The organism is bacterium (assembly GCA_029210965.1).
Classification (GTDB): Bacteria; BMS3Abin14; BMS3Abin14; order BMS3Abin14; family BMS3Abin14; genus JALHUC01.
Genome location: JARGFZ010000021.1, coordinates 1 through 13346, shown reverse-complemented (window position 1 = coordinate 13346; position 13346 = coordinate 1). Strand labels below are relative to the sequence as shown.

Genomic DNA, 13346 nt, shown 5'->3' with positions numbered 1-13346 from the left:
GAGAACGGTCATGCGTCTATCACCTCTCGATATACAGAGCCAGCAGTTCAGAACCAAGCTCAAGGGTCTCGATCCCCGGGAGGTGGAGAACTTCCTTGAGATGGCAGCATCAGAGTTCGAAGAACTCATCAGGGAGAACGGGAAGCTAAAAGAAAAGCTGGCGCGCCTTTCCAACCAGTATGAGGAACTCAAGCAGCGCGAGCAGACCCTCATGGAAACAATGATGACAGCCCAGAAGATCACCGAGGACATGAAGGTCTCTGCCAGGAAAGAGGCGGAGATCATCCTCAAGGAGGCTGAACTCAAAGCCGAGAAAACGGTCGAGGATTCTCATCGGAAATTGGCTAAGATCAGCGATCAGATCGTAGAGGTTAAAAGGATACGTGCCCAGTTTGAGGTTGCAGTAAAAGCGGCGGCACAGAGTCACCTGAAGATGCTGGAAGTCACCACGGAGGCTCTGGAAGCCGAGATTGGCAAGGAAGAGAAGGTTAAGTACCTTGTCAGCAAAGATAAGGAGTGACCGGGTAAGATCCGGTTCCACTCTCATGGCTGCACGTCATCGCCGCCTTTTATTTGCCCTGGGTGCCTTGCTGGTTAGCGGAGCGCTGTGGTCGTGCCTGAATGTGGCGGCCCCCGGTATCATGCCCCCCATCCAGGACAATATCTTTAGTCAGTGGAAGGTTTTAAACACCGAATTTCTCATGATTCGGAAAAACGCAGGCCCACCTCAATGGCAATGGCAGATCATTGCCCGGTTCGTACCTGATCAGGCCGACCAAGGCTTGAACCCTCTTGATATCCTTGCGACTGTGGATGAGGTGCCTGTCCCCTTTACCTTTGAGGAAGAGGGCCAGATCTTCGAAAGCGTGACCTCCTTCCCCCTGAGTCCCGGTGAACACAAGTTTCTTCTGACACCCTCCGAACATTCCCTCCAACCTTTCCCGGCTCTCATGGTCGTTTTCGAGGCGCCCTGAGAGTCCGGGCGGTGAATGATATTTCATCGGCCAGGATCAGCGTCAAAGTCAAGCCCAGGGCATCCAGGGAGTTAGTGGAAGGCTGGAAGGAGGATGTCCTGGTGGTACGTTTGACTTCACCACCAGTAGAAGGAGCTGCCAACAGTTCACTGATCAGGCTATTGGCTAAAAAAACCGGCGTACCCAGGAGCCGCATCCGCATTGTATCCGGTGAAAAAGGGCGATCCAAGGTGCTGGAGTTCGAGGGGGTAGAACTCCAGGACCTCAGGGAACGCCTGACATGAAAACCTTCCAACACATCCTGACCTCGGTCCTGTTGTGCCTGTCCTTATTTCAGTCAGGTGCAGCTGTTGCGGCCGGTGAGGATTCAGGATGGAAATCTGTTTCGGATCCCCGATTGACGGTGCGTTTTCGCGGACCTTCGGATGTCCTGGCGAATCAGGTTCTGGAACGTGCCGGGACCTTCCTCACGGACACCTCGGAGTTTCTGGGACTTCCATGGTTGGGAAGTTATTCCATCGTTTTAGCCGGAAGCAGGGATGAGTTCGTCAAACTTCAGCCCACAACGAAACCTGCACCCGAATGGGCGGGGGCGCTCACCTATCCGGGACTGGGTATGGTTCTCATCATGACTCCGGGCGCCATGGGATCCGGTGGGAGCAGGTACTGGTCTATCTTGCAGCACGAAATGGCTCATCTGCTGCTCGGCGACGCTGAGTCAAGACACGATATCCGTTTGTCCCGGTGGTTCCAGGAGGGGGTAGCCACTTACGTTTCCGGTGAAATGAACCTGTCCAGGCTCGTGCAGCTGGGATGGGCTCAGGCAACAGGCGCGACCCCTGATTTCAGAGATCTGGAATTCACCTTCCCCAACCAGGCATCGCGAGCAGGTGCCGCCTATGCTCGCAGCTATCTGTTTATTAAATACATTTCGAAGCGGTTCGGGGAGGATGCTGTCGCCCGCCTTGTGTCAGAGTCCTTACAAAGAGGTGGGATCAACGGAGGAACGGCGGCTGCATTCGACATGTCCATGGCCGAGCTGCTGGCAGGCTTTGACCAGTACGCCAGGGTCAAGGCCACCTGGATCCCGGTTTTTACCAGTACCGCAACGATCTGGGGGCTGATCACGCTTCTGTTCCTGATCACCTGGTTTCGAAAGAAGGTCCAGGGAATGCGGACCGTGATGCAGTGGGAAAGAGAGGAAGAGGAAGAAAGATTGGCAGCTTCCTTGCGTAGTAAAACATTCCATGAAAAAAGATCCCATGATGACCCGCGCACCCTTCACTAGAAGACTGGCTGTCATCCTTGCGGTGACAATGTTTCAGACCTCCATAGCCGGAGCTGTTTCCCTGGTTCCAGGTAAACTGGCGGTTCTGGAACCTCCCATGCCCATGGCGGAAATGCGGGCGGCATGGGATGGGATCCGGAGTGAGGTTTATCTGGACCCGCTTCTGCTTGTAAAAGGGAGGGAGGAGGTCCTCAAAGTCCTCCTGGAGTGGCGTCAGGCGGGGCAGGCCGTTCGTTCGGCCTACAGGACGGCAGACAGGATCACTCTGGACAGGACACAGGTTCTCATCGAGGAAGCGTGGGCGTTTTACTATCAGTTTAACTACGACAGTGCCACCCAGGTCCTGAACCAGGCGGAAGAACTCCTGTCCACCCCGGGTGACAGCGGTTTCAGAACCCATCTCATGTTTGAGGTCCAGGTGCTAAGTGGTATTGCGGCTCGTGCTGCCGGTGATAAAAGCTACATTAACAGTTTTAAAAAGGCAGCGGCCCTTGAGCCAACACGAGAATTACCCTCGGAAAGATACTCCCCGGAGACAATAAATATCTTTAACGGGATCAGGAGAAAGCTTCTTAACGGTGCACAGGTGTCTCTGTTTGTGGACGGAAGCCCTGCCGACGCGTCTGTCAAGGTGGGGGGAAGGGAACCAGGAAGGATGGTTCCTGATACAGGGTATTTACTCCTGCCGGGAAGGCATTTTATCGAGGCGATGGCACCGGGGTATGAACCGTGGAGCCTGACCCTCGATGCGGAACGGTTCGAACCTGCCAATGTCCGCTTTCAGCTGCTCCCCACCGGACCCGAAGATGACCCGGACAGTTTCTTCCTCCAGAGATTGAGAGCAGGGGACAGATCGTACATGATCCTTCTGGCAGAGAAGCTGAATGTGGATTACCTCCTCATTCCGGACCCGGATGGAAATGTCCTGAGAATCTGGCTCATTGACCGTGAAGGTCGTTCTGTAGACCACATCGTTTTGTGGGAAGCTGGCGACACAAGGGAGTCGGGAGCGCTCAAGGTTGCCAGGGTCCTCGAACCTGTGCGCCAAAAGTGGGACCACAGCCGCACCATGGCCGGCGCTCCTTTCAGCCTGCCGGCTTATAGCGAGGATCTGCCGGAAGGATCAAATGCCGGTGAAGGGCCCAGGATCTGGACCAGGTATGCTTTAGCCATAGGTATCCTTCTTCTTGTGGGCGCCGCAGCCGCCTCCGAGTCCGGCGGGAGTACAAGGATCGAGGCTACATGGTAAAAGAGCGAAATGCAGCCATGTTTTTCCTGGCAGTGATCATTTTTCTGTGTGCTGCCTGTGGCACAGGTCAGGACAAGGTTGTCAGCATCAACCTCCAGTTGCCGGTGGATTGGGAGTCCGCCATCGATATGGGCGCTCTCGGGGCAACCTCATCGACACCTTATATAGGGACCATCAGGTTCCTTTACGGCGGGGCACAGGTTCAGTACGAGGATTTCCCTTACGCCGGACACAGCGCATCTTTTAATGCGGACGGAACAGACAACATAACGGTTCAGGCCCTTACGGCCGGCCAGGTGATCATGGAGGGAAGTGTGTCGGGCGTGGGTTCGACGGTATCCCTGCAGAAAGCCAACGGTTTTTCGGATGCGGGCACACTTCTATATACGCGGCAGAACCATTCGGCGGTCTTTGCCAATGGGATTATCTATGTCCTTGGGGGAAATACGGGTACCGGAACAATCGAAGCTGTGGCTTCCTCGGTGGAAGGTTTTATCTCCAGCGCCTATGCCGCCAGCTTGGCCTACACCAGGGGTGAGGCCACTGTGTTGCACGATGAGGTGGGGAACCAGCTGTTCGTGTTCAAGGGCGCCTCCGCTGTGGAGGACAACCTTTATGAGGTGGTGGATCTGGGAAATGAAATAGTGGTTCCGAAGAGTTTGGCAAGCTTTAGAACAGACTATTTCCCCATATTAAATGATAAAGAAATAATTTTGGTTGGGGGATTTGATACGGTTGTTAAAGACAGTTGGCAGGTAAATAGCTATGAGCTTGATATGGCACAGATTCCATTTACTGAATCTATTCTTCCTTTTATTAGTTTGGACAGTGAACGACAGGATGTAATGTGCAGTGTTAATAATGTACGAATGATATGCCTCGGTGGATATGCGAATTCGTCCTATGTGGATGAGTTAAAAGTCTTTGATTTGTTAACAAAGTCGGCAATGGGTGGAACTTATCTGCCTGTGGGTAGAATAAAAAGTGCACTAGCAAATATAGACAATCAATCGATGGTAGTGGTTGGTGGTCTAGGACAGACTGGATACCTTTCTGATATCAATGTGATCGATTTAATTAATCTAAAACTGACTGTATTTGAGGATGCCCTACATTTTCCTAGAGCAAATCATACAGCGACTTTAATAAATACTAATGAAGTGCTTATTGTTGGAGGTGGACCTACTGCTGAGGCTTCCCGCTCAGCCGAGCTCCTCGATCTGACCACCGGCGAGTCTACCCTGTTACCCTGGACTATGAAGGTCTCCAGGGTGGGACACACAGCGACCCTTCTTCCTGATGGAAGGGTGCTGGTTGCGGGAGGAAACGCCACCGACAGGAGGATGGAGGTGTTTAACCCATATTCCGGGTTATAGCCGGAATGCGGAATGTAGAATGTGGAATGTAGAATGTGGAATGTAGAACGTAGAATAGGTCCTAAGAAAAAACCGGCCTGAGCCGGTTTCGTTGTTTCCTTCTGTGTTCTGCATTCTGGGTTCTACATTCTATCCTGTACTCGCGCACCCCGTCGTCTTCCTCACATCCGGAACTCCCTGCGCCGTATCATCTGTTTTTACTGCGTCCTGCGTCCTGCCTGTCCCGAGCCCAGTCGAGGGGCGTCCTGTGTCCGGTTTCTTCCCGAACATGATCTCCTCGGCCTGGGCGATGATGAGGCTTTCGTCCCCCGCGGAAAATCCAACTTTCCGGAAGCGTTCATTTCCCTTCTTGTCAAACATTATCATGGTGGGAACGGTCGGGGCATTGAATCTGGAGGGAACCGCTCCTCCCGGATCTACCAGGAATCTTTCCAGGTCGAACTTGTAGTATTCGAGGTACCGGTAGACCCTTAACTCCCCGCCGCGATCGATGAAGACTGCTGTCACGGAGAGATCTCCCTTGTATTTAGCCCGGATCCAGTCCATGGCTTTGAGTTCACTGATGCAGGAACCGCAAGTTGTAGATGTGACAACCATGATATTGACCCTGGTTGTGAGGATGTCCTTGAAGGATTGCTGTTGCCCGCTCTTGTACTCGATCAGGGAGAAGTCAGGGCGATCCTCCTCCTGAGCGTAGACACCGACAGATATGGACAGCATAAAGGCGATGAAAACAAGCAGGTTGATGGATCGGATTTTTTTCAACTAGACACTCCTGGCAACCCGACAAGGGTGATGGTGATCAGGTCATATGGAACAAGGTACTCCTTATATAAAAGACCTACCGTATATATGTCAAGGTGGGGAGCAAATGATGATTCCGAATTCCGAATTGAGCATTGGAAAGCGCTGGACGAAATTGTCTTTAACCGGAACAAGCGAAGTTAATACTGAATCTTCAATCCTGAATCCTCAATCCATCACAATTTCCAGATTCGCATACTTTGCGATGAGCTTCTTCTTTCCACCTCTGGGGAAATAGACCGTTATCCTCGCGTCGCCACCAGACCCTTCCACTATCATGACCTGGCCGGTACCGAACATGGGATGGCGTACCTGCATTCCCGGCCTCAGGCCGTCTTCACCCTCCACCGGTTCCGGGACGTAGGTGAAGTCTCCTATGGCCACTTTCTGGCCGGGAGGAGCGGGGATGGAACTGAAAGTGTCAGCAATACCATGGATAGAATGGGTTGTGTCTCTGTGAAGCTCGACATTTTCAGGGGGAAGCTCGGCAAAGAAACGGGAAGGAGATGTGTTGTCATACTGCCCGAAGAGTCTCCTCCTGCGTGCCATGGTAAGGAATAGACGCTCCTTGGCCCGGGTCATACCTACATAGCAAAGGCGTCTTTCCTCTTCCATTTCAGCCGGTTCCCCCTGGGCGCGGTAGTGAGGCAGGAGGTCCTCCTCCATTCCAGCCATGAACACGATGGGAAATTCCAGCCCTTTGGCTGTATGCAGAGTCATCAGGGTCACCGAGGAGCCCTCATCTTTAAGGCTGTCGATATCGGCCACAAGAGATATCTGATCCAGGAAGGAAGCCAGTAGCTCAAGGGGATTCTTCTGGTCTGAAAGGTCACTGGAAATAAAGTCGTCTACTACCACGAGAAACTCATGGAGATTCTCTACCCGGTTGCGGGCTTCGTCAGTGGCTTGAGCTTGAAGTGCCCGCAGGTATCCGGTTTCGTCCAGAACAGCCACGACGAACTCGTCCAGTGGTATTTTGATGGAAAGCTTATTTCTCAGCATCACGAGGGCTTCCAGAAGATCTCCCGCACCTCGGGCCGCTTTACCCTTCACAGCTCCACTCTTAAGGGCGGCCTGTATCGCCTCCTCGGGGGAAAGGTTGCCGGACCCGGCCTTTCTGATCTTTTCCAGGGAAGTCTTTCCGATCCCTCTGGTGGGGGCGTTGACAATGCGTTCGAAACTGCCCCAGTCTGCCGGGTTCAGGATCAAGCGAAGGTAAGATATAAGGTCCCTGATCTCCTTGCGGTCGTAAAAGCGAACCCCTCCCACGATGGTGTAGGGTACGTTCATCCTGAGAAAACTGTCTTCTATAGCCCTGGATTGGGCGTTGATCCTGTAAAAGACGGAAAAATCCTTGAAAGTGAAGTTCTCATGCCGAATGAGTTCGAGAATGGAGGCGGCGATGAAATCACCCTCCTCACGTTCATCCATACCGGCGTACGCGCTTACCTTCTGCCCATCGGGCCGGATGGCGAGAAGCTCTTTTTCCTTGCGCCCGGTGTTTTTGGAGATGAGGCTGGATGCGGCACTCAGGATGTTACCTGTGGACCTGTAGTTTTCACCGAGGGTGACCACATGGGCCTCCGGGAAGTCCTTTTCAAAGTCCAGGATATTGGTGATGTCCGCACCACGCCAGCGATAGATGCTCTGGTCGTCGTCACCCACGACGCACAGGTTTCTGTGCTTGGCGGATAGTTGACGGATGATCTGATACTGGGCGCGGTTGGTGTCCTGGTATTCGTCTACAAGGAGGTAGTGGAGAAGGTTCTCGTAGGATTGAAGGACCTCCGGTTTCTCCTCGAAGAGCCTCCACGTAAAATAGAGCAGATCATCAAAGTCCAGAGCCTGGGAGTTGCGCAGGCGTTCCTCGTACATCCTGTAGGCCTGCACGATCTTATCCATAAGGTGATCCCGGTTCACCTCCCCCTGTTCAGCCATATGGTCCGGTTCGACGAGGGCGTTCTTGGCCCGGCCGATGAGGTAGGAAACCCGGCGTGGAGGCAGGACCCTGGCGTCGATATTCATCTCGGCCAGAACGTCCTTGATGACTCTTGTGGAATCGTTGTCGTCGAAGATGGAAAAGTGGCGGCTGATCCCCAGTTTTTCGATGTGCTGGCGCAAGATCCTCACACACGCTGAATGGAAGGTTGATATCCACACAGAGCGCCCTTCCTTGCCGGTGAGGCCGATGACGCGCTCTCTCATCTCCCCTGCCGCCTTGTTGGTAAAAGTGACGGCCAGGATGGCGTAGGGCGGTACCTTCCGTTCCTGGAGAAGGTAAGCGATCCGGTAGGTGATGACCCGGGTCTTGCCGCTTCCGGCACCTGCCAGGACCAGCAGGGGGCCTTCCGATCTGGTGACGGCTTCCTGCTGGTTCCGGTTGAGGCCTTCGAGGGAGAAGGGGAGCTTACCCGTTGTCTTCATATCTGGAGATAGCCCGGTTGTATGCACCAATAATATCGCTGCGGGTAAGGATACCGACAAGTTTTCTGGAATCTTTCGTATCTACCACCGGAAGCTGTTTGATGTTGCCGAGAGCTATCCGGGAAAGAGCGTCTTTGAGGTTGTCGGAGGGGGTGACTGTGGGAATTGAGAGTATGGCCAGATCCCTGGCGATTACCAGCTGCTCCAGATCGGGATCAAAAACATGCTTACGTATTTCCTGAAAGGAAATGACCCCGGTCAGATGTCCTTCCTTGTTTATCATAGGGAAGTTCGAATGGTTGCTCAACGTGATGTGGCGAAGGATATCTCTGAAAGACATATCTTCGGGGAGGACCTCCAGATCGTCCGTGGCCATGGCGTCTTTGACCTTAAGGCTTTGAAGGACATTGACCTCTTTGCCCGCCTCGATGGTGATCCCTTTTTTGTGAAGTCCGATGGAAAAGATGCTGTGGGGCGAGAGCGCACGTATGGTAAGGGTGCTCATGATGCACGCTACCATGATGGGCAGGATGATGTGATAGTCACCCGTCAATTCGAACAGAAGCAGGATGTTTGTCAGGGGCGCGTGGGCCGCGGCCGCCAGGACGGCTCCCATCCCCACAAGGGCGTAAGCCCCCGGTTTCGCGGTCATGAAGGGGAACAGCATGTTGATGACGGTTCCGAAAGCCCCCCCCAGCATGGCCCCTATGTAAAGGGCAGGCGCAAAAATGCCTCCTGACCCCCCGGAACCGAGGGTCAGGGAGGTGGCAATGATCTTCAGGAAGACGAGACTGAACATCAGCCAGAGGATCATCTCCCCGCTCAGGGCCTTGCCCATGGGCTCGTACCCGTTGCTGAAGATCTGGGGGAAACCCAGGCCGATGAAACCTACCAGGAGACCACCCAGGGCCGGTTTCAGCCACGGGTGGACAGGGATCTGTTTCTCGAAGAAGTGCTCGACCTTATCCATGGAGTGTATGAACAGTAGAGCGACCAGCCCCGATAGAAGGCCCAGGATAACGTAGAAGATGATCTCTACCGGATTGACCAGCTGATAATAGGGAACATCGAAGATTGCCTTGCCGCCGTGGAGCCACCTTGATGTGGTGGTGGCAATAACCGACGACATGATCACTGGTGTGAAGGTTGTTATGTGCCAGTCCCCCAGGACGATCTCAAAGGCAAACAGGGCTCCGGCGATAGGAGCGTTGAAAGCCGCTGCGATGCCTCCGGCAGCGCCGCAGCCGAGCAAAGTGCGGACGTTGTTGGATGGCATTTTGAACACCTGGGCGACCCAGGATCCAATTGCGGCGCCGATCTGGGCGATAGGTCCTTCACGTCCCGCGGAACCGCCCGTTCCGATGGTGATGGCCGAGGCTATGCCACGGATAAAGATTGTTCGTGGTTTGAGTACCCCGCCCTGCCTGATGACCGATTCCATGACCTCCGGAACTCCGTGACCTTTGGCTTCAGTGGGGAAGATGGCTCCCAAAGGTCCCAGCAGCAAGCCGCCAAGGGCAGGAATAAAGGGGATAAGGATGCTGCTTATATCTCCCGGGATGTAACCTGTGTAGCCTCCCCAGTGACTCCAGGAAAGCCTGAATATATTGATGAGTTCCAGGAAAGCCCAGGCTCCCAGGCCAGCCAGAAATCCGATGATGATGGAGAGGGTGATAAGGACCGTGTCCTCGGCGAAGACGACGTCGTGAATACGCTTCCGGATGGTTTTCCTGATCTTGACGATTTCTGGTTCAGCTGGGTCCATTACTACTCCACTGTAACACTCTTGGCCAGGTTCCTTGGCTGGTCCACATCAGTACCCTTGAGGACAGCGATGTGGTAGGCCAGCAGCTGCAGAGGAATGGTCGCAAGGATCGGGGTTATCAGGGGATCGGTAGCCGGGATGTGGATCAGGTGGTCTGCACACTCCCTGAGGCTCTCCTCGAGATGGTCAGTCACGGCAATGACCTTACCTCCCCTGGCCTTGACCTCCTCCATATTGGAAATGACCTTTTCGTAGACCCGGTCGCGGGTCGCAATGAAGAGCACCGGCATGCCCTCGTCGATGAGGGCGATAGGTCCATGCTTCATCTCCCCTGCCGGATAGCCCTCCGCGTGGATGTAGCTGATCTCCTTGAGCTTGAGGGCACCCTCAAGGGCTATGGGATAGTGAATGCCACGGCCCAGGTACAGGAAGTCGGTGTGATGGTAAAAAAGGCTGGCAAGTTCCTCGATGGCCGATTCCCCCTCAACGATGCTCTCCACCTGGTGGGGAAGGGAGAATAGGGAGTCCATGATACTGCCAGTTCTGGCAGGGCTGAGAACACCGCGTCGACGCCCGAGGTAGATGGCGAAGAGAAGGAGGCACACGAGCTGAGTTGTGAACGCCTTTGTGGAAGCTACCCCGATCTCAGGACCGGCGTGGGTGTAAAGAACGGCGTCCGATTCCCTGGTTATCATGCTGCCCACCACGTTGCAGATGGAGAGGATGGAAGCGCCTTTTTCCCGGCACTCCCGCACCGCGGCCAGGGTGTCTGCTGTTTCACCCGATTGGGAGATGGCAATTGCCAGTGTCCGGTCCCCGACAATGGGGTTCCGGTACCTGAACTCCGATCCGTAATCCACCGAGGTGGGAATCCCGGCAAGCTCCTCAATAAGGAACTGACCTACAAGCCCGGCATGCCAGGAGGTGCCGCAGGCGACAATGATGCACCTTTCCATCTCTTCAATGAACTGGTCTTTGAAGTCGATGTCGTCGAGGGCGATATTACCATCTTCCTCGAAGAATCGTCCTCTGAGGGTGTCGGCCAGGGCTTGCGGCTGCTCGTGGATCTCCTTGTGCATGAAGTGCTTGTAACCACCTTTTTCGGCGAGGATCGGGTCCCAGGGAACAGTGACCGCCTCCATGGTGATCCCGGCTCCATCCAGATCTGTTACAAGTACAGCTTCAGCGGTGACCGTTGCTATCTGACCATCCTCCAGATACAGGAATTGCCGCGTGTGATGCAATACCGCCGGGATATCTGAGGCAACGAACATCTCTCCCTCCCCCAGACCGATGACAAGGGGGGGGCCGCTGCGCGCCGCTACGAGCATGTTTGGGTGATCCGCGTGCATGACGGTAAGGGCGTAGACCCCCTCCAGTTTCCGGAGGGTATTTCTGACCGCTTCCACCAGGTCGCCAGCGTAGTGGGTTTCCACGAGGTGAACAATGACTTCGGTGTCAGTTTCGGAAACCATTTTATGCCCGTTCTTTAACAGATCCTGCCTCAGTGCGCGGTAGTTTTCTATGATCCCGTTGTGAACCACTACGATCCTGCCAGAGCAGTCCCGGTGAGGGTGGGCGTTCTCTTCACTTGGTTTACCGTGGGTTGCCCAGCGTGTGTGTCCCACGCCGGTAGAGCCTTTGAGTGGAGCGTCGCGGATAACCCCATCCAGGTTGATGATCTTGCCTACGCTTCGTCTGATGTCCAGCTCCCCACCACTGATAACGGCGATCCCGGCGGAGTCGTAACCCCGATACTCGAGTCGGCGTAGTCCCTCAAGGAGAATGTCGGTGGCATTTCCAGGCCCGATGTATCCAACGATACCGCACATCAGTTCTTCTCCTTCTTGCTCTTGCTGGTGAGCTTTTCACGCCTTGCAGCTGCCCACCCTTCCCTGACCGATTGCTGGCTGCGGGCGATGGCGAGGGAGTCTGGAGGTACATCCTGGGTCAATGTCGATCCCGCGGCGATAAGGGATCCTTTGCCCAGGGTTATGGGGGCCACCATCATAGTGCCGCTCCCGACGAATACCCCTTCCTCGATGACCGTTTTGTACTTGTTAAACCCGTCATAGTTACAGGTAACGCATCCGGCACCGATGTTGACTCCAGGGCCAAGTTCGGCGTCCCCGACGTAGGACAGGTGGGAGACCTTGCTTCCCACCCCGATGACCGCCTGCTTCGTTTCAACGAAGTTGCCTATCTTGCCGGATGTTCTGATCTCAGACCCGGGCCGCATATGTGCAAAAGGTCCCACCTCGGCACTGTCGTCAATGGTGGAACCTGTGATCACGCAGTAGGGCTTGATAAGGACCCCCCGGCCGACAGTGGAATCTGTGATGACAGCCCCGGGGTTGATAACTGTTCCGGCCCCTATTTTTGTGTGGCCATAGAGAAACACCGTGGGGTGTATCACAGCATCGGGCTCGATGCGCACTGTGTCGTCGATCCAGGTCCGATCAGGGTCAATGATGCGGACCCCTGAATCCATGAGCTCATTCAAGTATTTCCGGTTCATTTCCATCTCCATTCCAGACAGTTCTCGAAGGGTATTGATACCCAGGGCTTCGGAATGGTTCCCCGTAGTGTGCGAAGCGGCCCCGTTGCCTGCCTGGGCGGCCGTTTTGGCAAGATCGGTCAGGTAGTATTCCCCCTGGGCGTTGTCGCTGCTCAAGTTTGGAAGTTCCCTGGTGAGAAAGGCCGCGTCAAAGGCATACACTCCCAGGTTCACTTCCTTTATGCTCTCCTGGTCTTCGGAAAGATCCCTCTGTTCACGAATCTCAATAATTTTTCCATCAGGAGTGCGGATGATCCTGCCGTAACCTGAAGGGTTGTCAAGGTGCCCGGTAAGAATACTGATGTCCGATCCGGCCTCGATCCTTGATCGAGCCAGGTCTTTTACCGTTTCCGGCTTCAGGTTCGGTACGTCTCCGGACAGGACCAGGACTGTACCCTCAAAACCGGTAAGCATATCAAGGCATTGGAAAACCGCGTGACCTGTGCCTAACTGGGGTTCCTGGATGACCACCTCGTGATTGCCGGCCCTTTCCCCCACCGTCGACCTGACGGTGTCAGCTCCATGCCCTGAGATAACGATCACCTTCCCCGGCCCCAGGTTCGCCGCAGTGTCAAGTACAGCTTCAAGGAGGGGACGGCCTCTCAGGGTGTGCAGCACCTTGGGAAGGGAGGTTTTCATCCGGGTCCCTTTCCCGGCCGCAAGGATGATGGTTACGAGGGAGTTTTTTGTCTGGTGAGGCATTTTGTCGGGAAAATTCTCCAAGTGGCGGTTAGTTTGCCTGGTAAATGTCCTGAAAATAGCGATCAAAGCCCTGAAATCATTTAATAATCGAATATCTCAGCAACGCCATAGAGTGTCAAGGGAAAGGGAAACCCGAAATCCGAGATTGGTTTTGTTCAGTCCCGGGTCGGGGTGCGGGAGGGGTCATTTTTTCCGTTGGCGGGTATC

General features: G+C 54.5%; 11 protein-coding genes. 6 read left to right on the top strand and 5 right to left on the bottom strand.

All coding sequences use genetic code 11. The features are described 5' to 3' along the window. The first annotated feature begins 10 nt into the window (after positions 1-10). From P1S59_09155 to P1S59_09130, 6 genes are read left to right on the top strand one after another with little or no spacing between them, the layout of a single operon-like run. Positions 11-520 (top strand): DivIVA domain-containing protein, encoded by a 510-nt coding sequence (locus tag P1S59_09155; GenBank protein ID MDF1526420.1) that lies wholly within the window; start codon positions 11-13, stop codon positions 518-520. Next, a complete protein-coding gene (locus P1S59_09150; GenBank protein ID MDF1526419.1) occupies positions 498-974 on the top strand; it encodes a hypothetical protein in 477 nt (158 codons plus the stop codon). The genes P1S59_09155 and P1S59_09150 overlap by 23 nt, the downstream gene beginning before the upstream one ends. 11 nt (positions 975-985) lie before the next feature. Next, the gene (locus P1S59_09145) at positions 986-1258 is read left to right on the top strand and encodes a DUF167 domain-containing protein (protein ID MDF1526418.1); all 273 of its coding nucleotides are present in this window, start codon (positions 986-988) and stop codon (positions 1256-1258) included. Further along, positions 1255-2262: a peptidase MA family metallohydrolase gene (locus P1S59_09140; GenBank protein ID MDF1526417.1), complete on the top strand. Its 1008-nt coding sequence runs from the start codon at positions 1255-1257 to the stop codon at positions 2260-2262. The genes P1S59_09145 and P1S59_09140 overlap by 4 nt, the downstream gene beginning before the upstream one ends. Next, complete coding sequence (locus tag P1S59_09135) at positions 2222-3511, top strand: hypothetical protein (GenBank protein ID MDF1526416.1); 1290 nt, start codon at positions 2222-2224, stop codon at positions 3509-3511. Before P1S59_09140 ends, P1S59_09135 begins: the two co-directional genes overlap by 41 nt. A 17-nt stretch (positions 3512-3528) precedes the next feature. Further along, positions 3529-4887: a kelch repeat-containing protein gene (locus P1S59_09130; protein ID MDF1526415.1), complete on the top strand. Its 1359-nt coding sequence runs from the start codon at positions 3529-3531 to the stop codon at positions 4885-4887. Positions 4888-5016: 129 nt separating this feature from the next. On the opposite strand, the gene P1S59_09125 is transcribed toward P1S59_09130, so the two are convergent. The 5 genes from P1S59_09125 to glmU form a co-directional block, all read right to left on the bottom strand. Continuing rightward, positions 5017-5652, bottom strand: a complete 636-nt coding sequence (locus tag P1S59_09125) for a TlpA disulfide reductase family protein (protein MDF1526414.1) — start codon at positions 5650-5652, stop codon at positions 5017-5019. Between the two features lie 207 nt (positions 5653-5859). Continuing rightward, positions 5860-8115 carry a DUF3553 domain-containing protein gene (locus tag P1S59_09120; protein ID MDF1526413.1) on the bottom strand — a complete coding sequence of 752 codons (2256 nt, stop codon included), beginning with the start codon at positions 8113-8115 and terminating at the stop codon, positions 5860-5862. Then, positions 8099-9880 (bottom strand): chloride channel protein, encoded by a 1782-nt coding sequence (locus P1S59_09115; GenBank protein MDF1526412.1) that lies wholly within the window; start codon positions 9878-9880, stop codon positions 8099-8101. Before P1S59_09115 ends, P1S59_09120 begins: the two co-directional genes overlap by 17 nt. Positions 9881-9882: 2 nt before the next feature. Next, positions 9883-11712 carry a glutamine--fructose-6-phosphate transaminase (isomerizing) gene (glmS, locus tag P1S59_09110; protein ID MDF1526411.1) on the bottom strand — a complete coding sequence of 610 codons (1830 nt, stop codon included), beginning with the start codon at positions 11710-11712 and terminating at the stop codon, positions 9883-9885. Then, positions 11712-13139 (bottom strand): bifunctional UDP-N-acetylglucosamine diphosphorylase/glucosamine-1-phosphate N-acetyltransferase GlmU, encoded by a 1428-nt coding sequence (gene glmU / locus P1S59_09105; protein ID MDF1526410.1) that lies wholly within the window; start codon positions 13137-13139, stop codon positions 11712-11714. Before glmU ends, glmS begins: the two co-directional genes overlap by 1 nt. Positions 13140-13346 lie beyond the last annotated feature (207 nt).